The sequence below is a fragment of the Saccharicrinis aurantiacus genome, from assembly GCF_001660705.2.
Lineage (GTDB): Bacteria > Bacteroidota > Bacteroidia > Bacteroidales > Marinilabiliaceae > Saccharicrinis > Saccharicrinis aurantiacus.
In genome coordinates this window covers 161697-184818 of record NZ_LYBV02000026.1, presented here as the reverse complement: position 1 = coordinate 184818, position 23122 = coordinate 161697, and the positions used below count along the sequence as shown (strand labels likewise).

The window sequence follows — 23122 nt, the reverse complement described above, 5'->3', positions numbered from 1 at the left end:
ACATAATCATGAGCAAACTAATTTATACCAATCCAAAAATTGAAGTTATTTCAGTAGACTCTGAGATATCAATGATTTTAATGAGTGAATTTACTCCTCCAGATAAGCCTGGTCCACAAAAGACTGCTGCTTCTGGCCCAACGGAGACTTCAAGCTCATTTGAACACAACCCCTTCGGAACTGAAGAGTAAAAAATATAAAGGTTATCACTTACTAAGTGGTAACCTTTTTTTTATCTTTGCGCCGAATATAATTAAATGATATTGTGGGAAGATCAAGAAAAAGAAAACCGCTATTTGAAAAGGTTGAGGTAATAGATGTAGCTGCAGAAGGTAAAGCAATGGCTAAGATAGATGATAAAGTTCTATTTATTCAACATGCTGTACCTGGTGATATTGTTGACGTGCAGGTTAATAAAAAACGTAAAAACTATCTTGAGGGCTATGTAACACAATATCATACCTTATCTGATATTAGAGTAGAACCATTTTGCGAGCACTTTGGAAAATGTGGTGGCTGCAAGTGGCAACCACTACCCTACGCTGAACAACTAAAATACAAACAACGCGAGGTTGAGAATAACCTAAAACGACTAGGCAAAATTGAGCTTCCTGAAGTTGATTCAATTGTTGGTTCTGAGAAAACTCAATTCTATCGTAATAAATTAGAATATACTTTTTCTAATAAAAGATGGCTCGATAATGACGAAATGCAAATGGAAGAGGGATCACTTGAGCGTTATGGTTTAGGATTCCACGTACCTCGTATGTTTGATAAAGTTATCGATGTGAAAAAATGCTGGCTACAAGATGAGCCTTCAAATAGCATTAGATTGGCCATCAAAAAATATGCGCTTGACAATGGTCTTACGTTCTTCGATATCAGAAATCACGAAGGTTTTTTAAGAACATTAATTATCAGAACCACTTCTACCGGAGAAGTAATGATTATAGTAGCATTTTATCATGAAGATGTTGAAAAACGCGAAGGCTTATTAGAGCATTTAAAAACTGAATTCCCACAAATTACTTCGTTAATGTATGTGATTAACGAGAAAGCAAATGATACCATCGGCGATCAGGATATTATCTGCTATAATGGTCAAGATTTCATTACTGAAGAGATGGAAGAGTTAAAGTTCAGAATTGGACCGAAGTCTTTTTATCAGACAAACTCAGATCAGGCATATGAGCTGTATAAGATAACACGCGATTTTGCTGAACTTAAGGGGGATGAAATTGTGTACGATTTATACACAGGCACAGGAACCATTGCAAATTTTGTTGCTAAAAAGGCTAAGAAGGTAGTCGGTATAGAATACGTTCCTGAGGCTATTGAAGATGCGAAACTAAATTCGGCAAATAACAAAATAGACAACACAAGCTTCTATGCTGGTGATATGAAGGACATTCTTAATGAGCAATTTATTAGCGAAAATGGAATGCCTGATACAATCATTGTAGATCCTCCAAGAGCAGGAATGCATGAAGATGTTGTGAATACCTTATTAAAAACAAATGCTCCTCGCATAGTATATGTTAGCTGTAACTCAGCCACACAGGCGCGTGATTTGGGATTAATGGATCATAAATATAAAGTTACCAAAGTTCAACCTGTTGATATGTTTCCACATACGCACCATGTTGAAAATGTGGTTCAATTAGAATTAAGATAAAAATAAAATAATTAAGCTGTATAATAAAGAAAAGCACCAACGTATAAACTGTTGATGCCTTTCTTTAAATACACTATTAATTACCCAATTGTCTACTACTCAACATCACCCGATAGGGTGCTAATACTCTTTTTTCCTTTCAACTCTCTAATCACAAAATCACCAGAAACAGAGTTCCCCTCAAAATCACCCTTCACTTTATTTATTTCAACATCACCTGATACAGTATTGGTATCAACATCGCCACCAATATTTGTTACACTCATATCTCCAGACACCGTATTTAATTCTACATCACAAGCTATATTATTCAATCTAATATCACCAGAAACAGTATTGCATTCTAATTCATCATTACCTACTCCTGAAACATTTATATCACCACTAACGGTATTTATTTGCAATTCGCAATTTTTAGGTGTAGTTATATACAACTTACCCTCACAATTTCCTTTTGTTTTATTTGGGTGTATCAGTTTAACAATTAACGTAGATCCACTTTTCTTAGTAGTGATACTGTATTCTTTCTTCTCATTTTCCCATTCAACGTATCCGTTAACTTCAGTTTTATCCGATCCTGACTCGTCAACAAATACATCTGAAAAAACCATATCCACTTCAATTTCTTTTATTCCAGAAAATTCCTCGTTTATATCGAACCTTTTATTTTGTGCACTTAGAGTTACTGTTATGCTAAAAAGTATAATTAAGGATGCTAAAGTTTTCATATCAATATTTTTTTTAGATTATATACTTGAGACGCCTTCCTATGACCATAAGTTACAGCTAAACAAAAAATAATTCTAAACTATTAAAGCTTAATGCTTGTTTCCCTAGATATCAGAATGATTTATTCTAACATTTCAACTAAATAAATTATGAGTAAAAAAATTTTAGCTTTTGGAGCAAGTAGTAGCAAAAACTCCATTAATAAAAAATTCAGTCAATTTGCAGCCAAACTTTTTAACGATTCCGAAATTACCTTAATCGATCTAAATGATTTTGAACTTCCTATTTACAGCATCGATAAGGAACAAGTTGAGATACCTGAATTAGCACACAAAATCAACAATATAATCCAAAGCTCAGATGCTTATATTATTTCATTTGCTGAGCACAATGGCGCATATACCGCTGCCTATAAAAACATTTTCGATTGGGTTACCAGAATCAATAAAAATGTGTGGAATAACAAACCCATGCTTCTTTTATCAACCTCTCCGGGGCCCAATGGAGCATCGTTGGTTTTAAACATAGCACATAAAACATATGCGCATAGCAACTCAAATACAATAGCAACATTTTCACTACCTTCCTTTTACGATAACTTTGATGATCAAAAAGGTATTATCGACGATAAACTAAACGATGATTTCAACAAAGCAATCACCACATTTTCAAACGCTTTATAAAAAAACACTATGAAAATTCTTCTTACAGGTGCAACAGGATATATTGGTAAACGCATATTACCTGTATTGGTGAATCAAGGTCACCAAGTAGTTTGCTGTGTAAGAGATATGAAACGCTTTACACCTATAGCCTCACTCAAAAGTAAAATTGAAATTATTGAAGTTGATCTACTCAATCCGCATTCACTAAATAATATCCCATTAGATATTGACTGTGCATTCTACCTTGTGCATTCCATGTCTGCAGCCAAGAATTATGCAGAACTTGAAATTAAATCGGCAAGAAACTTCACCAATGCCATTAATAATACTAAGGCTAAACAAGTGATCTATTTAAGCGGTATTATTAATGACAAAAACTTATCCCCTCATTTGCAATCGCGCAAAAATGTAGAATTAGAACTCGGGAAAGGTAAATTTGCACTCACTACATTTAGAGCAGGTATTATTATTGGTTCAGGAAGTGCTTCATTTGAAATAATCCGCGACTTGGTAGAAAAGCTCCCCATTATGGTTGCTCCCAAGTGGCTTAAAACCAAATGCCAACCCATAGCTATTACTGATGTAATTAAAATATTATCTCAGTCTGTAGATAATGAGAGTGTATATGATAAAAGTTTTGACATTGGTGGTCCTGAAGTATTAAGCTATAAAGAAATGCTGCTGCAATTTGCTGCTGTGCGATATTTAAAACGAACGATCATCAGTATTCCTGTAATGACACCTCGTTTATCATCTTACTGGCTGTATTTTGTTACCACAACCACTTATAAATTGGCATCTGCCTTGGTTGATAGTATGAAGGTTGAAGTGATTGCAAAGGACAGTAATATTAATTCAATTATTGGAATTAAACCCCTATCGTATAAAACAGCCATTAAAAAAGCATTTATTAGAATTGAGCAAAACGAAATTATATCTAGTTGGAAAGATGCTATTGTTAACGGAACTCTTGAATTTAAAGTTTCAGACTTTATAAATATTCCAACTTTTGGTTGTTTTGTTGATAAACGAGAAAGAGCTTCTGCAAACATCTCAAATACTATTGATAAGGTATGGAAGATAGGTGGAAACACTGGCTGGTATCATGCCAATTGGCTTTGGAAAATTAGAGGTTTTATGGATTTGCTAAGTGGTGGTGTAGGTTTAAGAAGAGGCCGAACCAACCAAGATGAAATATATGTTGGAGATGCTCTTGATTTTTGGCGAGTGATTTATGCTGATAAAGAAGAAGGTCGTTTATTATTATTTGCAGAGATGAAATTACCGGGCGAAGCATGGTTAGAGTTTAATGCAAATGAAAATACCTTAATACAAACGGCCACTTTCCGTCCGAATGGCTTATGGGGAAGAGTATATTGGTTTGCTGTTTATCCATTTCATGGGATTATTTTTAAGGGCTTACTCAACAAATTAGTAAGCTAGAGGTTTGTTACATTAGAATTGTATCCGATTAATCGTATATTCAAAAAAAATAGTTCCCTACAGAAGCATGAAACGAATATTTTCCATATTCTTAATTCTTATCGTTGCAATTGGCACTTTTAAGCATGCTACAATATTCCTTTCCTTTAAATTGAATCAAGATTATATTGCAAAAAACCTTTGTATTGAGAAAGATATCGAGGAATCAAGCTGTAAGGGTTGTTGCCAACTAAAGAAAAAGCAAAACCAACAAAAAGAAACGGATAAACAAAACATCCCTAATCAGAAAAAGGACTTTAACATAGATTTATTCTATACCAAAATTATTTCAATTTCATCAATGTGTAAAGACAGTCTACATACTTGGATTGAAATAAACAATTACTACAATTACATTCGATTTCATTCATTATTTCGACCGCCACAGATGGCTTAACATTAGTTCACTTACTACATTCTTAATCACAATCTTCTGGATTGTAGTAGTTAATATGATATTTATTGCATTAATAAAGAACAGCTAGCATGCTGAATGGAAGCATTCTATCCAATTACGAGATAGATAAAATTTGCATAAATCATCTGTAAACAGAAATATGAAACGAACATGGATATTTTAATATAAAAGTGCCACTAGTGCCCAAATTAAAATTGATTTGACAGTTTCATGTAACTATTAAAAAGTAAATTCTAAACACATGAAAAGTAACATAAACCCTAAAATATTCGGTATAATATTATTATGCCTTTGGAGTTTGATTACACAGGCTCAAACAAAAATTAAAGTTATTGATGCCAACACCAATAAAGCAATACCTGGCCTCAACTTTCAATATAATAATGCTAAAGGCTCATCCGATTCTGAAGGATTAATTAATGTTGAACTCGATGATAATAGCACGCTCCAACTTTCGCACCTTAGTTACGGAACTTGGTCGCTCAATGCACAAGAGCTCAATACTGCTGCTCAAAAAGGTACAATAAAACGTGCGCCCTTAGAAGTGAATTTATTTCCGGTAACTGTAATTGGTATGCATGATCATAAAGATACCGAACAAAATATCCAACTATCTTATCAAGATAACTTATCACATGATGGTGCTTCAATACTTACCCAAATACCTGCCATAAATGGTATCCGTAAAAGTGGTAGTTATGGAATTGATCCTGTAATGCGAGGCTTTAAATATGAACAACTCAATATTATTATTAATGGTGGTCAAAATGCAATAGCTGCCTGTCCCAATAGAATGGATCCGCCTTCGAGCCAAATCTCGCCCAATACAATTGGTGAAATTGAAATATTAAAAGGCCCCTACGCCTTGCGATATGGAAATGCAGTTGGTGGTACCATTAACTTTAAGCAAAGTAAACTAAAGTACTCTGATAAAGCAGATGTTTATGGAAGGGCTACTGGGGGTTATGAGGGCAACGGAAATCAAACCAGAACGGAAGCATTGGTTGGCTTATCGGGCAAAAAATATAATATTGGCATATTGGGCGCATATTCTGAAGGCAATGACTATAAAAATGGAAACAACAACACTGTGCAAGCCGATTATTTGCGTTACAGCTATGGCATTAACGGTCGGGTGGCAATAAGCAAAACTCAGAACCTCAGTTTTTCTGCTGTTAATAATATTGCTAAAGATGTCGACTTCCCAGCTTTAGCAATGGATCTTAGGTCGGATGATACTTGGATTTTAAATGCACAGCACGAATTAAACTTCAATAATAAAAACCTCCAGCATTGGAAAACTTTAGTTTATGGATCTCTCGTTGATCATACTATGGATAATTATAGTAAAAAACTAGACCCCAGAATGGTTAATGCAGATACCAAAGCTAATACTAAAGCCTATGGAGGTAGAACAGAAGGTTTCTGGAGTTTTAATAATAGCGTTTTGTACGCTGGGGCGGATTATCGTTTTGAAAATGCCGATGGTGAACGGACACGTAATATGCTTATGGGTGAAATGCAAGGCAATACAATCAAAGATAATGTATGGCAAGATGCTCAAATTAGTAAAACAGGATTATTTGCAGAATATTCAATAACTCAAAATAGCTTCAGGTACACTTTATCTGGTCGTTTAGAATTGAATCAGCGTAAAGCCAACGACCCCGATACTAACTTTGCATCTTTGTATAATGATTTAGAAAAAACGCAGGTTAACCCAGGCATTAGCGCAGGTATTAACAGAGCATTAAATGCCAATAACAACCTCAGTTTTTGGTTGGGTAGAGTGCAGAGAAGTGCAAGCTTAACGGAAAGTTACATTAACTTTTTTCCTGTAGGTTTAGATCCTTACGAAATGATTGGTAACCCAGATCTTAATCCGGAAATTAACAATCAAGCAGATATAATTTGGGAATTTAAACAACCTAAAACACAAATTAGTTTTGATGTATTTGCTGCTTATCTTCAAGATTACATTTCTTCAGTTATCGACCCTAACATAGATCCGAAAATGCCGAGCAGCCCAGGTGTTCGCCAGTATATAAACATAAATAATGCGCTTAAAACAGGTTTCGAAGCTTCGTGGCAACAGGATATTGCATGGGGGGTGCAGCATAATTTGAGCTTGGCTTATACATATGGTAAAGATTTAGAACGAGATGAGCCTCTACCTGAAATTGCACCTCTGGATATAAGGTATACCTTGATGGGTAAATATTTTAATAACACATTAATTCCAATAGTTTCAATACGCCATGTTATTGAACAAGATAGAATATCAGAAGAATTTGGAGAAACTAAAACACCTTCATTTACATTGTTAGATGCCAAAATATCCTATCGCTTCTTGAAATTTTGTAGCGCTACGGTTGGAGTGCATAACCTACTCGATCAAGCTTATTACGAACACTTGAGTCGTTCTGTTAAGGGCAGTGACCCTACCCCTATTTATGCTCCCGGCAGAAATGTATTTGTTTCTTTAAACATCGATCTGCAATAAAACGGATCAACCACCTGTTTATATAATTGTAATATAAACAGGTGGTTTTTATTAATTTTTCAAAGCATCTCTCCTTACAAAGGAAACCTCTTCGTAGGAATCTGAAATAGCAAACAAGTCATATCCATTGTGCTTCATATCATTCACTAATTGAATAGTTTTATCTTTACCATCATCAAAAAAACGCTCATGTAACTCAATGGCAATTTGATCTATCTCTACACTCGATTGTAAAATATCTGTAATAATATTGTACTCTGAGCCTTCAATATCCATCTTTAACACATCAATACGGTCATGCTTTAGCATTTTAACAATATCGCTAAAAGACTGCATTTCAACCTCTACCATATCTTTATCCGAAACATTATCTTGTAAAACCAAGCTACCCGATACATGATCTTTATTCTTAGGCAAATGAAACATTTCTTTACCCGATTTATTAGAAATACCAAATGGATAAAAATGAAAGTTAGCAGGCAAATCCTGATTCATGCACCAAGCAATAGACTTAGGAGTCGGATCAAATCCATAAACCTTGCATTGTCTATTTTCAATTAAGGATTGGTCAAATGAAATGTCCTCCCCTATTCCAAAGGAGTAAATTATAGATTGATCACTTAATAAATCAGGGTTAAGATAAAAACCACCATACTTATTTCCGTACCATTTTACCTTACTCCTTAACCCTATTTTTATATGATTATATTTAAGAGGATTTATCAACTTGCGCTTTATAATATTTAATACTGCTTCCACGATATAGATTTTCTTAGGGTTTTAAAAAGTTTAAAACCGACGTAATTTAATCATTTAATTATTCATCATTAAATTTGTGCTTAAATTTCACAGCTTAGATATAAATATATCTGACTTAGATTAACTTTATAGGCCAGATAAAAAACGAAGTGGAACAAAGCGTAACTTTATTAGTTTATAAATCAAACATTAATACAAATGACAAAAAATATAAGTATTCTGGGTTGTGGTTGGTTAGGTTTACCTTTCGCAAAAGAGCTCCTAAAAAAAGGTTATAAAGTAAACGGTTCGTGCACAAGTACTGCGAAACTAGATACTTTAAAGCAAAACAACATTAATGCTTTTGTAATAAACACCGAAGATATTAATGATAACATCGAGCCTTTTCTTGATTCAGAGGTATTATTAATTGCAATTACATCAAAAAACATTGAGGCGTATCGTTCTTTGATAAAGCATATCGAAAAATCAACTATTAAAAAAGTAATATTCATCAGTTCTACTTCGGTATATACTGCAAGTAATAGTATTGTAGATGAAGAAACCCCTACCAACGACGGCCCATTAGCCGAAATAGAGAAACTGTTTATTAACAACCCTATTTTTAAAACAACCATAATTCGTTTTGCTGGTCTTATTGGATATACACGCAAACCGGGGAATTTTATCAGACCCGATAATATCATACGCAACCCCAAGGGATATGTAAATATGATTCATCGCGATGATTGTTTAGCTATTCTTCATCTAATCATCACTAAAAATATATTCGGACAAGTTTTAAATGCTTGCGCAGACGAGCACCCTACTCGCGGCGAATATTACATACAAGAAATGAAAAAAGTAGGCAGAGAAAACCACAAACTAGAAGAAGAAAGTACTGCTCCTTACAAAATAATTAGTAACCAAAAATTAAAGAATATTTTAAACTACAGTTTTAAGTACGCCAAGTTATTAAGCTAAGCTTTTCTTTTTGTTTTAATTTTAACGCTACACATTGAACATGTTCAACTAAATTCCGTTTTGCTTTCTGATAAATTACCAAAATAAAGCAGTATTTTTGCTGCAAATCAATTAATCCGTAAAGTATATTATGGCGAATAACGATCAATTTGGATTTAAGCACGACGATCATCATATAGAAAACGACCCAAATTTTAAAAACCTCAATGTTAATAAGGGAGTTGAAAATATTGAAATAGTAAATAAAGCTGCGGCTGAAAGATTCTTAAAACGCAAACGAAAACTACCGAGTGTTGATACTTTTTTTGAAGGTATCCGCAAAGGAGATATCACTCTGTTAAGTCAGGCAGTAACATTAGTAGAAAGTTCTAAACCTGAGCATCAAAAAATTGCCCAAGAAATTATTGAGCGTTGCTTGCCATTTACGGGTAAATCAATTCGATTGGGGATTACAGGTGTACCCGGTGCCGGAAAAAGTACTTTAATAGAATCGCTAGGAATGCACATTGTGAAAAACGGTGGCAAGCTTGCTGTATTAGCAATTGACCCTAGTAGTGAACGATCAAAAGGAAGTATTTTAGGCGATAAAACCCGCATGGAAGAGCTTTCGGGCGAAGCCAATGCCTACATACGCCCTTCCCCTTCGGCCGGATCGCTTGGAGGAGTTGCTCGTAAAACCAGAGAAACCATTATTTTATGCGAAGCGGCAGGCTTTGATACTATATTTATTGAAACCGTTGGTGTGGGTCAATCTGAAACGGCGGTACACTCAATGGTCGATTTCTTCTTACTGATTATGCTTGCCGGAGCTGGCGATGAACTACAAGGCATTAAGCGTGGTATTATGGAAATGGCTGATGCCATTGCTATAAATAAAGCCGATGGCGACAATCAAAAAAGAGCATCGATGGCAAAAGCCGAATATACCAGTGCACTACACCTATTTCCGCCTACAAAATCAGGTTGGTCGCCGAGGGTAGAAACCTGTTCTGCATTATACCACGAGGGCATTGCCAATTTATGGGATATGGTTAAAGAATACGTTAATAACACCAAGGCCAATTCATACTTTGATGCACGACGTAAAGACCAGAGTCAGTATTGGATGTTTGAGAGTATTAATGAACAACTTAAGGCCAACTTTTACACCAATAATGAGATTAAACCTGAAATTGATAAATTTAAAAATCAGGTACTTAATGATGAAATTAGCTCCTTTGCGGCAGCACATAAACTACTCGAACTATACTATAAGGGATAAAACCCACATATAAGGCAATATTTTAAAGGAAATCACGTAAAAGATATTGTGGCTAGGTAGTGGCAGAATGTAAAAATCTGACTATTATTGTACGACTAAAAAAATAAATAACTAAAATAAACGATTAAGTAATTTTACTTGATACAACAAAAAAACAAATGAAGAAATTATTAATTATTGCTATTGCTGCAATTAGCTTTGTAGCTTGTCAGCAAAAAAATTACACAATTAACGGTACTATTGAAGGCGTTGCTGAAGGACAAGCTATTCTTCAAACAATTGAAGGTGGTCGTCCTGCTCCAAAAGATACTGCAGTTGTTACTGATGGTAAATTTACTTTTACAGGCGTTGAAGATGAAGCTCAATTGTATTTAATTTTTATTGATGACAATAGAGCTCCAATTGTATTTTTTGGCGAAAACGCGAATATTACAATTACTGCTGATGCAAAAGAGCTTAACAAAGCTAAAATAACAGGTTCTAAAAACACCGATATCTATACTTCTTTCATTGATGGAATTCCTTCTAAAGACAGAATGGAAGTAATTCAAGGAGAATACCAACAAGCTATGGGTTCTGGAAACCAAGAAGCCATTGCTGCTATTCAAAAAGAAGTTGAAGAAATAATGGAAAAGCAAAAAGCTTATTTCATTCAGTTTGTTAAAAACAATACCACTAACGTAGTTGGTGCTAACATGGCATTGCAAGCTGCTAGCGAGTTTGAATTAGATGAATTCAAAGCTTTAATAACTTCTTTTGAAGCTAGCCTAGGAGAGCACAAATATGTGGCCGCTCTTAAAGATATTGTTGAGCCAATGGAAAAAGCTGCTGAAGCTAAATTAGCTACTGAAATAGGTGCTGTTGCTCCAGATTTTACGCTTAAAACAGCTGATGGCGCTGATATTGCTTTATCTTCTTTAAAAGGAAACTACGTATTGGTTGACTTTTGGGCATCGTGGTGTAAGCCTTGTCGCGAGGAGAACCCTAATGTTGTTAAAGCTTACAATGAATACAAAGCTAAAGGGTTTGATGTGTTAAGCGTTTCTTTAGATAGAGATGAAGAAGCTTGGAAAAAAGCTATTGATGAGGATGGTTTAAGCTGGACTCAATTAATTGACGGAACAGGTGACGTTGCTAACACTTACGGTATTCAAAGCATTCCTTTTACTTTATTATTAGATAAAGAAGGTAAGATTGTTGCTAAAAACCTAAGAGGTGAAGAACTTGAAGCAAAATTAGCTGAGTTATTGAACTAAGCACTAGTTTATAAAAATATCAAAGCCGGACGTTGTACCGGCTTTTTTTTATAGAAATTATTTGTAATCATAACCTTTTGGTTTATAATCCACAACAAAACAAATATTAGAATAGAAACTTTGAAATATTTAATCGAAGATTATTTAAAATTATAGTATTGTTGTAGCTCTAAACAAATAGGAATTATTACTTGAAAAAAAACATATGAAAAATTTATTAATTATTGCTTTGGCTGCCATCAGTTTTGTAGCATGTCAGCAAAAAGACTACACAATTAACGGTACAGTAGAAGGGGTATTAAACGGACAAGCGATTTTACATACTCTTGAAAATGGTCGTCCTGCACCTAAAGACACCGCTGTTATTACAGATGGTAAGTTTACTTTTACAGGATCTGAAAAAGATGCCCAGTTATATTTAATTTTTATTGATACCTATAGAGCTCCAATCATATTCTTTGGCGAAAATGCAGATATCACTATTGCTGCCGATGTAAAAGAGCTTAATAAAGCTACTATTACGGGTTCTAAAAATACGGATATCTATAATTCTTTTATCGAGGCAATTCCTTCGCAAGTAAGGTTAGACGAAGTAAAACGTGAATACCAACAAGCTATGAGTTCTGGTAACCAAGAAGCTGTTGATGCAATCAGAACAGAGGTTGACGAAATTATGGAAGAGCAAAAAGAGTATTTTCTGCAATTCATAAAAAATAATACAAACAACGTTGTGGCTGCTCATTGGGCAATACAAGCTGCTAGCGAGTTTAATTTAGAGGAATATAAATCTTTAGTAACTGCGTTTGAAACAGACTTAGGAACGCATAAATATGTTACTACACTCAATGATATACTTGAGCAAAAGAAAAAAGAATAGTTGAGGTATTAAGTTAATATCAATGTTATAAATTCAGCTTTGCAATAAAGTTGTTTGAAAATACAAAAGCCGGCCATTGTGTCGGCTTTTTTTATACTTTTAACCATACCTACTGTGCATATTAACTATCCAATACCAATAGTTTCCTAAATGTTTTTAAGGCTTGGTTCTATTTTACTGATGTCTATCTTAGTATCGGATCTTTTATTTTTAGGGGTTTGTTTTTATGCGTCATGTTATATGGCCTCTTTACAAAAAACTTTTGTTTTATCTAAAGCTTTAGTAAGATTGGCTAGCTGAGAGCTGTGCTCTCAGATCCGCCAACCGCACTTAAGCTTTAAATAAATAAGAAAGTTATTTGTAAAGTAGCCTTGAATTTCTTTGCTTCCGTTTCTTGCTTCAAGGCAAGAAATGAAGTCGGGTTTGGGTTGAAAACCCAATACGTAATATAATTTAGGCCAAAATTGATCCTGAAGGGCTTTAGCAAAAGAAAAAATGCTGGTGACACAGTTTATTGAATAGACCCGAATAGACCCCACAGTTTATTGAATAGACCCGTGTAATGTGTATTAATGTTCTCGTAATTTTGCTAAGCTTTGTGCAACATGTATTAATGCTCTCGCAATTTCGCTAAGCTTTGTGTCTTTAAATTTTAATCTAACTTGGGTTATAAGCAATGCCTACTCGTGTAAATTAATAATTGACTTATCGTTACACACATTATATTCGGCCTGCAAAGTGTGATGACTAATATTATAGTGATGGCTCAACTCATGACGCACTATATTTAAAATAGCATCTACCTCTGATAGTTTAAGATCTTTATCTAATTCGATATGAGCTTCGAAATGATTTTCGTGATCGCTTAGTTGCCAAATATGGATATGATGTAGGCCCTTAACCCCTTCGATTTTCTTTATAGATTCAACAATATCGTTAAGATTTATATGCGATGGTGCAAATTGCATGAGTACTTTGGTGGCGCCTATCACTAATTTCCAACTTGAGATGATTAAGTAGATGGCAATCATGATACTTAAAATACTATCGACCCAATAAAAACCATAATATTTCATCATTAAACCGCCAATTAAAACCGCAATTGAGGTTAACATATCAGAAAACAAATGAAGATAAGCTGCCTTCATATTCATGCTATGTTTGGCATCTTTCTGAATCAGCAGCACACTTAAACCATTGGCTACAATACTGAGTAGGGCCAACCAAATAACCATATCGCCTTTAACAGCAATACTTGAACCGCCCATTAATCGCTCTACGGCTTCTACTATTAAGTATACTGATATCCCAAGTAGAGTCGCCGCATTTATAAATGCGGCTAATATTTCGGCCCGTTTATAACCAAATGTTTCCTTATGTGTGCTTTCGCGCTTGCTTAACTTATTGGCAACCCATGAGATAATAAGCGCCATTACATCCGACAGATTGTGCAAAGCATCTGTCATTAATGATAAACTTTTGCTATACAAGGCCCCAATAATTTGAGATACGGTTATGAGCACATTTAGTAAAATGGCAATACTCAAATTGGTTCCTTTAAGTTCGGGATGATGATGCCCATGATTGTGATGATGATGGTGAGAATGATTATGGCCCATAAATTAGTTTTAAAAGTAAATTTAATAAAATAGATGTTTCATTTTTCAAATTCGTTTCTAAATGATCTCTAAATTAAGTGAGAGCAAGTAAAGATGATACAAGCAAAAAGCGAAATAAGAATAAATGAGTGTATATTTGCAGGCATAATTTTAGATAAGTAACAATGGATTTTAAGCACGAAATAAAGAACCTTACAAAGAAATATTATTCGGAAATAATAGGGATTAGAAGACATATTCACGAAAATCCGGAATTATCCTTTGAAGAATTTGAAACTTCTAAATATATCTGCAGTAAACTGGATGAATATGGCATCTCCTATAAAGCTGGTTATGTAAAAACGGGTATTATTGGCACCATAAAAGGCAAAAATCCTGATAAAAGAGTGATTGCTTTGCGAGCTGATATGGATGCCCTACCTATTGATGAGAACGAAACCCATGATATAAAATCGTGCAACAAAGGTGTGATGCATGCTTGCGGTCACGATGCCCACTCTGCTTCGCTTTTAGGAACTGCCAAAATATTAAATGAACTTAAAAACGAATGGGAAGGCACCATATTGTTAATATTTCAACCAGGTGAAGAGAAATTTCCGGGAGGTGCTAAATTAATGATGGAAGAAGGTGCTTTAGATAACCCAAAACCTGAAATTATTTTAGGGCAACATGTGCTACCAGATATGGATGCGGGCGATGTGGGCTTTAAAGAGGGTATGTACATGGCTTCGGGCGATGAAATTTACTTAACCATTACGGGTAAAGGCGGTCATGCTGCCATGCCACACACCTTAACTGATAACGTATTGGTAACTTCGCATATTATTGTAGCCTTACAGCAAATTGTGAGTCGATTTGTAGCAGCAAGCATCCCTACTGTTTTATCGTTTGGTAAAGTAATTGCCAATGGTGCTACCAATATTATCCCTGAAAAGGTTGAGGTTGCTGGTACTTTAAGAACAATGAACGAAGAGTGGCGCGCTAAAATAAAAGAACAAATTAAAAAAGTTGCCACTGAAATGGCTTCGAGCATGGGCGCTAATTGCGAGGTTAAAATCAACGATGGCTACCCTGTAGTTACCAATGAAGCTACCGTTACCGAGATGGCTTACAATGCGGCTCAAGATTATTTGGGAACAAAGCATGTGCATAAAATGGATATTAGAATGACTGCTGAAGACTTTGGCTATTACACTGAAAAATTCCCTTGTACTTTTTATCGTTTCGGAGTAAAACAAGATGGAGATAAAAAAACGGGAGGTTTACATACGCCAGGTTTTAACTTAAACGAAGATGCTTTAGAAACTTCAGTTGGCCTGATGGCTTATTTGGCAATAGAAGCCCTGAAGAAATAAGCATGCTTATTGAAGCGAACTTGGCAAAGTTCTAACAGTATCTATAAAAGTGATCCTTTATTTGAACATTTTCTGTTTTATAGTAAGATTTGAATTTGAATACAATAGCTATTAAATCGGGTACTTTTATAGATGGTTTTTGATTTAAATATTGCAAATAACAAATAAGAGGCAAGGCTTTACCTTATTTAAAAGCATTTCAAATTGATAGCAATATTCGATTTTTGTTTCCTTTTTAAAAAAAAGAAAATAATTTTGCTAGCCTAAATACTAATATTAAAATAATATAATCATGGCTTACGTTATTAATGACGATTGTATTGCATGCGGAACTTGTGTTGACGAGTGTCCAGTAGATGCAATTTCTGAAGGAGATATTTATAAAATTGACGCTGATGCTTGTACTGATTGTGGTACTTGTGCTGATGTTTGTCCTACAGAAGCAATTAGCCCAGCTTAATTGCACCAAACAAAAAAATAAAAAAACTCCATTTCTTACGAGATGGAGTTTTTTTATGTCTTAGCCAAACAAAACCTGATCTAACTTAACATCATGCGGCTCTATTGGTATAGGGTTTCGCCTTTGTAATTGATAGCCTACCCCTATTTTATAAGCATTTACCAAGTGAGGCAACAGACGGTCGTAATAACCACCTCCCCTGCCCATTCGGTCGCCATTATCAGAAAATGCTACACCCGGAACAATGGCTAAATTAATGGTTTCTAAATTGCTAAAAACATCGCCAATAGGCTCAAGTATATTATAAGCACCACTGCGCATTTTATCTAAGCCTGTAAATTGTATTAAATCAACTTTAGCGCCATTTACAACCGGAAGGTAAATTACTTTATCGTGAAACCACTTTTGAATAAAGGCATGCGTTCCTAATTCATCGTTCAACGACCAATAGCATAGAATATTTTTAGCCGAACCAAATAATGACATACGCTCTAAGTCGGCAAAAACGGACCGAGAAGCGTTTTCCTTATCCTTGTTTGATAACGTTTTCTTTTGCGTTGCAATGTCTTCTCTAAGAAACCTTTTATTCATGGACTATGTATTACACTATGGTCTGTATTTTGATGCCGCTAATATTTTACGTCCATCATTGTTCTCCATTAATTCTTTGAGGCTAACATCCGGATTGTTCTTCATATACGATTGTATAATCTGATATCCTAGGTACTCGCCAATACGTGGGGCTGAATCGCTTCCAAAATGAGCTGAAAAAGGTGCATCGCCAGTATATTTCTGAATTGTCATTCGCTCATCGTTAAACAAATGCTTCCATTCAACAATTGCGGCCCAAGTATCTTTCTCTGTTTTTTCTGCCCATCGCAGTTGATCCTTTGAATAATCAAAAAGTAAAGTATTCTCTAGCTTTGGGAACATCTTCTTCACAAAATACTTGATCTTACCCTGATAAATCATATTACTAATTACATCATCATTCACATTACGCTCAGGATACAAAGTGAGCCCCATTGCTCGAAGAACATCAGGTGCCATTTTTTCTTTTATCATGCCCACTCTTAAATATTTTGGAATCTCTAACCACTCATAAAAGATGCAGTCTGCCCCTAAATACTTTTCAATACTCACCCCTACCCAATCCATATCAACGGCAATAGATTGGCTAAAGCCAGATACCATCAAATAAATATCAGGCACTTCATTCTCCGGGAAATAATATTTGTAATATTTAAAAGCTTGGCTCAGCTGGGCCGAAAAATCTTTATGATCAACAAATACATGTTGCGCCGAATCAATGATATCCTTATTCGCATCATAATCAACAAATGCTAAAACTCGTTTTGCATAATCAGCACCATTTAGCGGTCCCGATTTTACAATACGCTGACAGTAAGCATCCATAAAAACAGGATATTTCTCGTTCAGTGTAGCCAAAGAACTTTCTACGTTTGAAGAATCCATAGCATCAAACTCCTTATAAAACTCTATAATATTAACATCGGCATTAATATTAGATACATCAGGCGTATTATCTGAATTACACGAGAACAAAACCATCATAATTAGGGCAAGCAATAAGTATTTTGATGATATTTTATTTAATAACATGGGCACATTTTTATTGAAGTTGTTTGAAGTCCAAACTTAAATATTTTATCCGACATTTTTATTTGCCGATATAGCGATCTCGGAAATAGATTATTTTATTTTTGTAATCAAAGATATCCCTAATGCTAAAAAAGATAGACGGTTTTATTATAGCACTCATTTGTGTAATTGTATTTGCTTGGTTTATACCCATCTCTGATCATACAATAAACACAAATCTAGAAACCATTACCGACATTGGTATTTCTTTAATATTTCTGTTTTATGGTTTAAAACTTAGCCCTAAAGAAATGAAAATGGGTTTGGCAAACTATAAACTCCACATTTTAATACAGGCCACTACCTTTTTATTATTCCCTTTACTGATATTGTGTTTACTTCCCTTGGTAAGTAATTCTGATTTGCAAATACTTTGGATGGCACTATTCTTTATGGCTGCGTTGCCCTCAACCGTTTCTTCATCAGTTGTAATGGTATCAATTGCAAAAGGAAATATTCCGGCAGCCATTTTCAATGCGAGTTTATCGGGTTTGTTAGGCGTAATTATCACACCCTTGTGGGTTGCCATTTTTATGACTACCAGTGATCATCAGTTTAGCATTACAGATAGTGTAGTAAGCTTGATATTAAAAATTATATTGCCCGTATGCATTGGCTTAGTTTTAAATAAACGCTTGGGACATATTGCTCAAAACAATAAAAGAGCATTGACTTTATTTGATAAATCAGTAATACTCACAATAGTTTACCACAGCTTTAGCAATTCATTTTCATCTAATATTTTTGGCAACTTTAAAGTAAGCTACATTATATATACCCTTATCATCACCATTGGTATTTTTATAATGGTATATTTCATCAGCAATTATGTGGCACTTAAACTGGGATTCAGCAGAGAAGATAGAATTACAGCATCTTTCTGCGGTTCAAAAAAATCATTGGTTCATGGTTCTGTAATGGCAAAAGTGCTATTTAAAGATATACCATCCCAAGGAGTTTTTATTGTGCCCATCATGATATATCATTCTATACAGTTAGTTATAATTAGTTTTATTGCTCAAAAAGAAGAGAGGAATACTCAAAAAATTAAGGACTAAGCCTAGCTTAAGCTATATCATTAAGCTGATACTATCACAGATTTTAATTATGTTTGCGGTATAATTATTAAACAATTATTTTGTACTACAAGAGATATCAGTACATATTAAATCATCTGTTTTAATACCAAGAACACTTGAACTAAACAACAATTTATCTAAACATTGCTTAGAAATTATATTACATCATGAGAAAATTACTTTTTGCAGCTTTATTTATATTGATAACAAATGCCATCTGTGCTCAAACACAACGCGAATCGGACCTTAGGTTTGCATTTGCATTAAGTCCGCAAATTAGTTGGTTAAAATCAGACCACGCAGATGTAGATGGAAATGGAAGTTCTTTTGGCTACAATTTTGGAGTAGTAATGGATAAGTTTTTTGCTCCTAATTACGCCATTTCTACTGGTCTTACCATTAATACCACAGGTGGTACATTAAAATATATTGAAGGTGGTGATTTTACCATTGGAGGAAAACCTACAGAATTAGAACCAGGAGAATCGTTAGAATATCGATTAAAATATTTAGAAATCCCTTTGAGCTTAAAACTACAAACCAACGATCAACAACGCACTAGTTTTTATGGTGTTTTTGGCTTATCAGCCAATATTAATGTAAAAACTAATGATGGTTCAGGTAACAGCTTATCAAACGAAGTTCGTGATTTATTTGGATCGTATCATTTTGGAGGCGGCATGCAATATTCGCTTGGAGGAAACAGTTACCTTTCGTTCGGAATGCATTACAACCAAGGATTTAACGACATTACCAAGAATAAAGACTTTGATGATAAAACGGTTCTTAACAGACTGGTATTTCAATTAGCCCTTATCTTTTAATCGCCAATTAAAAGCTGGCAAGTACATAACAATTACATTTATTTAAAATGAAAATAGCCTTAGCACAACTAAATTACCATGTAGGTAATTTTGCTAAAAACACTGAAAAGATACTGAGTACTATCAAAACTGCAAAAGAGAACAATACCGATTTGGTTGTATTCTCTGAATTGTCGGTTTGCGGATATCCCCCACTCGACTTACTCGAAAGAGAAGAGTTTGTGCAACAATGTATTGAGCAAATAGAAATTATTGCACAACAATGTATTGGGATAGCTGCAATTGTAGGAGGGCCAAGTATTAACCCTGAAACCAAAGGAAAAAACTTATTCAATTCTGCATTTTTTCTTCACGAGGGTGTTGTCGAGGGTATACAACACAAAACCCTACTACCAAACTACGATGTATTTGATGAGTATCGCTATTTTCAACCCAATAGCAGTTACAGAACAATTTCATACAAGGGAAAAAAGCTAGCTATTACTATTTGTGAAGATTTGTGGGACGAACAGCCTGTTGCAAATTCATTCGCAAAAAGTAAGCTATACACTAAATCGCCAATGAAGGAGCTTATGAACTTAGAGCCTGATTTGGTAATTAACATTGCGGCTTCTCCGTTCTCGTATAACCAAGGAGAAATTCGCCAGCAGATTATTAGCAATAAGGCAAAGAAGAATCATATTCCAATTGTATATGTAAACCAGATTGGAGCCAATACCGAATTGGTTTTTGATGGAAGCTCTTTGGTAGTAAATAGTGAAGGCAAGGTGGTTAAAGAACTTGCGGCTTTTGCCGAGGACTTACAATATTGCGAACTCGATAAAATTGAAGACAACACAACTATTGAGGTTAAGGAATACGACAAATTAGCGTTAATTCACGATGCCTTGGTTCTTGGAGTGAAAGATTACTTTAACAAGATGGGCTTTAAACAAGCTACTTTAGGCCTATCGGGTGGTATTGATTCAGCAGTTACGGTTGTTATTGCAGCTAGAGCTTTGGGTGCTGAAAATGTAAGAGTACTTTTATTGCCTTCTAAATATTCATCTGATCATTCTATTAAAGATGCTGAAGACTTGGCTAAAAACCTTGGAATTCAGTACGACATAGTTCCTATTAAAGGGATTGTGGATGCATACGAAGGAACGCTTAGTGATGTTTTCGAAGGTCAGAAACCTGACGTTACAGAAGAAAATATTCAGGCACGTATCAGAGGAACTTTATTAATGGCGCTCTCTAATAAATTCGGGCATATATTATTAAATACTTCTAACAAAAGTGAGGCTGCTGTGGGTTATGGTACCTTATACGGCGATATGAACGGCGGTATGTCTGTAATTGGGGATGTATATAAAACGGATGTGTTTGACCTTGCTAGATATATGAATAAAGATGGTGAGGTAATTCCTGAAAACACCATTGTAAAACCACCATCAGCGGAATTAAGACCTGATCAAAAAGATTCTGATTCGTTACCTGATTATGATGTTTTAGACAACATTTTATTCAATTATATTGAGAAAAATGAATCGCCAGAAAAAATAATAGCGCAAGGTTTTGATGCCGAAACAGTACTAAAAGCGGTGAGTTTGGTTAATAGAAACGAATATAAACGTTTTCAAACTCCACCAATTATTAGGGTATCGTCAAAGGCTTTTGGCTTGGGAAGACGAATTCCTTTGGTAAGCAAAATATAAAATTGATTTACTAAGAAGCCAATTTAGAATTTGCTTAAAAAATATATTAGGCCGAACTTACATCTTTCATGTTAGTTCGGCCTTTTTTGAGCGGTCATACTGGCTTAGGGATAGAAACGGCATCCTTTGTGAGCCCATTATGGCGAAGCAAAGATATAGTGTATAGCCCGGCCCGCAGGGAAGCCCATTAAAGTTAAATAGTATAAACATTCAGATAATTTTTTTTATTATGAAAGTAGTAGCCATTAACGGTAGTCCTCATAAAAAAGGAAATACTTACCACGCCATTAACATTGTATTTAATGAATTAGAGAAAGAAGGTATTGAAACCGAAATGATTCATGTGGGACACAAAGCTATAAGCAGTTGTATTGCCTGTGGAATGTGCGCTAAAAACCAAGATGAAAAGTGTATTATAAAAGGAGATGACGTGAATTATTGGATTCAGAAAATGAAAGAAGCTGATGGTATTTTACTAGGCTCTCCTGTTCACTATGCTTCGCTTGGTGGTAATCTTAAATCGTTTTTAGATAGAGCATTTTACGTGGCTGGTGCAAACAAGTCTTTTTTTAGGCATAAAGTTGGGGCTAGCGTTGTAGCTGTGCGCAGATCGGGCGGGTTACCTACATTTAATGAGCTAAATAATTACCTCAGCTATTGTGAGATGCTAATTCCAACATCGTGCTATTGGAATGTAATACATGGAACGAAGCCGGGTGATGCCCTTGAAGATAAAGAGGGGGTACAAATTATGCGTGTACTTGGCAAAAATATGGCGTGGCTAATGAAATTGGTTGAAGCTGGTAAATCAACGGTTAAAGAACCTGAAAAGGAAGAAAAAGAATGGACAAGTTTTATTCGATAAATCACCATTTAAACACTAACCAATAACCAGTTACACCAAATTAACAATATATAAACAGACAAAAAAGTCCTCATATTTTCTAATTACTTGGGAATATGAGGGCTTTTTTATACTTTAGCCGAAATTAGATGTTGTAAAACACATTTTTAAGATGCCAAAGAAAATTACGAATTCCAATGTAGAGTTACCTACAATTGAAGACATTACGCAACTATATTCTGTTCTTACAGATGAAGAGAAGGAGATTGTTTTAAACAATCACACTGTTCGTCAGTTCAAGAAAAATGAAGTGATTTATCAGGAGGGCGAAACCCCTGATGAGCTGCTTTGCTTGGGTTCAGGTAAAGTAAAGGTGTATAAAAATGGGTTTGGCGGGCGTGATCAAATCGTTCGTATGGCCAACCCAACTAGCTTTATTGGCTATCGTGCATTTTTTGCCGGAGGGCCACATGTTGCTTCTGCTGTTGTTATTGAGCCTTGTGTTATTTTCTATATACCCAAGAGTATTGTATACAAGCTGTTGGAAACGAACCCTAAATTTAGCTTGAATATTATTGAGTCGTTAGCACGTGAGTTAGGCTTTTCGAGATACAGAACGGTAACCTTAACCCAAAAACACATTAGGGGGCGATTGGCTGAAAGCTTATTGGTATTAAAGGATATTTACGGAATGGAAGATGATGGAGTAACATTAAATGTTTACCTATCGCGTGAAGACCTTGCTAACTTTTCGAATATGACAACTTCTAATGCCATCAGGACTTTATCTACTTTTGTTAATGAACAAGTAATAACTGTTGATGGTAGAATTATTCGAATATTAGACGCAGAGAAACTAGAAAGAATTTCGAAACTAGGATAATAAAAAAAGGAGCTTAAAGCTCCTTTTTTCGTTTACTAAATACTTCTCTATACTTCTTCTCTATTTACGATTAGAAGTTTTAAATTTTATGTTGACAGAAATAAGTATCTA

The 23122-nt window shown here is 34.8% G+C and carries 22 protein-coding genes; 17 read left to right on the top strand and 5 right to left on the bottom strand.

The annotated features are described in order from the left end of the window. Positions 1-8 precede the first annotated feature (8 nt). Together A8B35_RS10925 and rlmD are read left to right on the top strand one after the other, a co-directional pair. Positions 9-191 (top strand): hypothetical protein, encoded by a 183-nt coding sequence (locus A8B35_RS10925; RefSeq protein WP_068472825.1) that lies wholly within the window; start codon positions 9-11, stop codon positions 189-191. 74 nt (positions 192-265) lie between these two features. Continuing rightward, a complete protein-coding gene (gene rlmD / locus A8B35_RS10920; RefSeq protein WP_068472823.1) occupies positions 266-1675 on the top strand; it encodes a 23S rRNA (uracil(1939)-C(5))-methyltransferase RlmD in 1410 nt (469 codons plus the stop codon). A 95-nt stretch (positions 1676-1770) separates the two neighbouring features. On the opposite strand, the gene A8B35_RS10915 is transcribed toward rlmD, so the two are convergent. Further along, on the bottom strand, positions 1771-2403 hold the full coding sequence (locus tag A8B35_RS10915; protein WP_068472821.1) for a DUF4097 family beta strand repeat-containing protein: 633 nt from the start codon (positions 2401-2403) through the stop codon (positions 1771-1773). Between the two features lie 150 nt (positions 2404-2553). Here A8B35_RS10915 and A8B35_RS10910 point away from each other — a divergent pair, with 150 nt between their 5' ends. The 4 genes from A8B35_RS10910 (at position 2554) to A8B35_RS10895 (ending at position 7472) form a co-directional block, all read left to right on the top strand. Beyond that, positions 2554-3087 (top strand): NADPH-dependent FMN reductase, encoded by a 534-nt coding sequence (locus A8B35_RS10910; protein ID WP_068472819.1) that lies wholly within the window; start codon positions 2554-2556, stop codon positions 3085-3087. 9 nt (positions 3088-3096) lie between these two features. Then, complete coding sequence (locus tag A8B35_RS10905; RefSeq protein WP_068472817.1) at positions 3097-4512, top strand: SDR family oxidoreductase; 1416 nt, start codon at positions 3097-3099, stop codon at positions 4510-4512. Positions 4513-4579: 67 nt separating this feature from the next. Continuing rightward, on the top strand, positions 4580-4948 hold the full coding sequence (locus A8B35_RS10900) for a hypothetical protein (RefSeq protein WP_068472816.1): 369 nt from the start codon (positions 4580-4582) through the stop codon (positions 4946-4948). Between the two features lie 262 nt (positions 4949-5210). Further along, on the top strand, positions 5211-7472 hold the full coding sequence (locus A8B35_RS10895; protein ID WP_068472814.1) for a TonB-dependent receptor domain-containing protein: 2262 nt from the start codon (positions 5211-5213) through the stop codon (positions 7470-7472). A 51-nt stretch (positions 7473-7523) separates the two neighbouring features. On the opposite strand, the gene A8B35_RS10890 is transcribed toward A8B35_RS10895, so the two are convergent. Next, a complete protein-coding gene (locus tag A8B35_RS10890; RefSeq protein WP_068472813.1) occupies positions 7524-8231 on the bottom strand; it encodes an FkbM family methyltransferase in 708 nt (235 codons plus the stop codon). Between the two features lie 198 nt (positions 8232-8429). Here A8B35_RS10890 and A8B35_RS10885 point away from each other — a divergent pair, with 198 nt between their 5' ends. From A8B35_RS10885 to A8B35_RS10870, 4 genes are all read left to right on the top strand, one after another. Then, on the top strand, positions 8430-9194 hold the full coding sequence (locus A8B35_RS10885) for an NAD(P)-binding domain-containing protein (protein WP_068472812.1): 765 nt from the start codon (positions 8430-8432) through the stop codon (positions 9192-9194). 130 nt (positions 9195-9324) lie between these two features. Beyond that, positions 9325-10455 (top strand): methylmalonyl Co-A mutase-associated GTPase MeaB, encoded by a 1131-nt coding sequence (gene meaB / locus A8B35_RS10880; protein ID WP_068472811.1) that lies wholly within the window; start codon positions 9325-9327, stop codon positions 10453-10455. Between the two features lie 158 nt (positions 10456-10613). Further along, positions 10614-11711, top strand: coding sequence for a TlpA disulfide reductase family protein (locus A8B35_RS10875; protein WP_068472805.1), 1098 nt, complete (start codon positions 10614-10616; stop codon positions 11709-11711). A gap of 205 nt (positions 11712-11916) precedes the next feature. Further along, a complete protein-coding gene (locus A8B35_RS10870; protein WP_068472804.1) occupies positions 11917-12588 on the top strand; it encodes a DUF4369 domain-containing protein in 672 nt (223 codons plus the stop codon). 680 nt (positions 12589-13268) lie between these two features. On the opposite strand, the gene A8B35_RS10865 is transcribed toward A8B35_RS10870, so the two are convergent. After that, the gene (locus A8B35_RS10865; protein WP_068472803.1) at positions 13269-14207 is read right to left on the bottom strand and encodes a cation diffusion facilitator family transporter; all 939 of its coding nucleotides are present in this window, start codon (positions 14205-14207) and stop codon (positions 13269-13271) included. 164 nt (positions 14208-14371) lie between these two features. Between A8B35_RS10865 and A8B35_RS10860 the strand changes: the two genes are divergently transcribed. Next, positions 14372-15562, top strand: a complete 1191-nt coding sequence (locus tag A8B35_RS10860; protein ID WP_068472802.1) for a M20 metallopeptidase family protein — start codon at positions 14372-14374, stop codon at positions 15560-15562. A 292-nt stretch (positions 15563-15854) separates the two neighbouring features. After that, entirely contained in the window at positions 15855-16022 is a 168-nt protein-coding gene (locus tag A8B35_RS10855; RefSeq protein ID WP_068472801.1) for a DUF362 domain-containing protein, read from the top strand. Positions 16023-16082: 60 nt separating this feature from the next. On the opposite strand, the gene A8B35_RS10850 is transcribed toward A8B35_RS10855, so the two are convergent. Both A8B35_RS10850 and gldB read right to left on the bottom strand, forming a co-directional pair. After that, on the bottom strand, positions 16083-16613 hold the full coding sequence (locus A8B35_RS10850; RefSeq protein ID WP_068472799.1) for a 5-formyltetrahydrofolate cyclo-ligase: 531 nt from the start codon (positions 16611-16613) through the stop codon (positions 16083-16085). A gap of 15 nt (positions 16614-16628) precedes the next feature. Beyond that, positions 16629-17645 carry a gliding motility lipoprotein GldB gene (gldB, locus tag A8B35_RS10845; RefSeq protein ID WP_068472796.1) on the bottom strand — a complete coding sequence of 339 codons (1017 nt, stop codon included), beginning with the start codon at positions 17643-17645 and terminating at the stop codon, positions 16629-16631. Positions 17646-17767: 122 nt separating this feature from the next. On the opposite strand from gldB, the gene A8B35_RS10840 reads away from it, so the two are divergent. From A8B35_RS10840 to A8B35_RS10820, 5 genes are all read left to right on the top strand, one after another. Further along, positions 17768-18742: a bile acid:sodium symporter gene (locus A8B35_RS10840; RefSeq protein ID WP_068472794.1), complete on the top strand. Its 975-nt coding sequence runs from the start codon at positions 17768-17770 to the stop codon at positions 18740-18742. 188 nt (positions 18743-18930) lie between these two features. Beyond that, complete coding sequence (locus A8B35_RS10835; RefSeq protein WP_068472791.1) at positions 18931-19587, top strand: porin family protein; 657 nt, start codon at positions 18931-18933, stop codon at positions 19585-19587. 47 nt (positions 19588-19634) lie between these two features. Beyond that, the gene (locus A8B35_RS10830) at positions 19635-21284 is read left to right on the top strand and encodes an NAD+ synthase (protein ID WP_068472790.1); all 1650 of its coding nucleotides are present in this window, start codon (positions 19635-19637) and stop codon (positions 21282-21284) included. Positions 21285-21513: 229 nt separating this feature from the next. After that, positions 21514-22149, top strand: a complete 636-nt coding sequence (locus A8B35_RS10825; protein WP_068472788.1) for a flavodoxin family protein — start codon at positions 21514-21516, stop codon at positions 22147-22149. 151 nt (positions 22150-22300) lie between these two features. Then, positions 22301-23011 carry a Crp/Fnr family transcriptional regulator gene (locus tag A8B35_RS10820; protein ID WP_068472786.1) on the top strand — a complete coding sequence of 237 codons (711 nt, stop codon included), beginning with the start codon at positions 22301-22303 and terminating at the stop codon, positions 23009-23011. Positions 23012-23122: the final 111 nt, after the last annotated feature.

Bases quoted from the DNA above. Each gene is read 5' to 3' on its own strand.
- A8B35_RS10825 (WP_068472788.1), top strand. From the start codon at position 21,514: ATGAAAGTAGTAGCCATTAACGGTAGTCCTCATAAAAAAGGAAATACT.
- A8B35_RS10925 (WP_068472825.1), top strand. From the start codon at position 9: ATGAGCAAACTAATTTATACCAATCCAAAAATTGAAGTTATTTCAGTA.
- A8B35_RS10885 (WP_068472812.1), top strand. From the start codon at position 8,430: ATGACAAAAAATATAAGTATTCTGGGTTGTGGTTGGTTAGGTTTACCT.
- A8B35_RS10850 (WP_068472799.1), bottom strand. From the start codon at position 16,613: ATGAATAAAAGGTTTCTTAGAGAAGACATTGCAACGCAAAAGAAAACG.
- A8B35_RS10870 (WP_068472804.1), top strand. From the start codon at position 11,917: ATGAAAAATTTATTAATTATTGCTTTGGCTGCCATCAGTTTTGTAGCA.
- A8B35_RS10875 (WP_068472805.1), top strand. From the start codon at position 10,614: ATGAAGAAATTATTAATTATTGCTATTGCTGCAATTAGCTTTGTAGCT.
- A8B35_RS10835 (WP_068472791.1), top strand. From the start codon at position 18,931: ATGAGAAAATTACTTTTTGCAGCTTTATTTATATTGATAACAAATGCC.
- gldB (WP_068472796.1), bottom strand. From the start codon at position 17,645: ATGTTATTAAATAAAATATCATCAAAATACTTATTGCTTGCCCTAATT.
- A8B35_RS10820 (WP_068472786.1), top strand. From the start codon at position 22,301: ATGCCAAAGAAAATTACGAATTCCAATGTAGAGTTACCTACAATTGAA.
- A8B35_RS10915 (WP_068472821.1), bottom strand. From the start codon at position 2,403: ATGAAAACTTTAGCATCCTTAATTATACTTTTTAGCATAACAGTAACT.
- A8B35_RS10900 (WP_068472816.1), top strand. From the start codon at position 4,580: ATGAAACGAATATTTTCCATATTCTTAATTCTTATCGTTGCAATTGGC.
- A8B35_RS10830 (WP_068472790.1), top strand. From the start codon at position 19,635: ATGAAAATAGCCTTAGCACAACTAAATTACCATGTAGGTAATTTTGCT.
- A8B35_RS10865 (WP_068472803.1), bottom strand. From the start codon at position 14,207: ATGGGCCATAATCATTCTCACCATCATCATCACAATCATGGGCATCAT.
- A8B35_RS10855 (WP_068472801.1), top strand. From the start codon at position 15,855: ATGGCTTACGTTATTAATGACGATTGTATTGCATGCGGAACTTGTGTT.
- A8B35_RS10840 (WP_068472794.1), top strand. From the start codon at position 17,768: ATGCTAAAAAAGATAGACGGTTTTATTATAGCACTCATTTGTGTAATT.
- A8B35_RS10905 (WP_068472817.1), top strand. From the start codon at position 3,097: ATGAAAATTCTTCTTACAGGTGCAACAGGATATATTGGTAAACGCATA.
- A8B35_RS10910 (WP_068472819.1), top strand. From the start codon at position 2,554: ATGAGTAAAAAAATTTTAGCTTTTGGAGCAAGTAGTAGCAAAAACTCC.
- meaB (WP_068472811.1), top strand. From the start codon at position 9,325: ATGGCGAATAACGATCAATTTGGATTTAAGCACGACGATCATCATATA.
- A8B35_RS10860 (WP_068472802.1), top strand. From the start codon at position 14,372: ATGGATTTTAAGCACGAAATAAAGAACCTTACAAAGAAATATTATTCG.
- A8B35_RS10895 (WP_068472814.1), top strand. From the start codon at position 5,211: ATGAAAAGTAACATAAACCCTAAAATATTCGGTATAATATTATTATGC.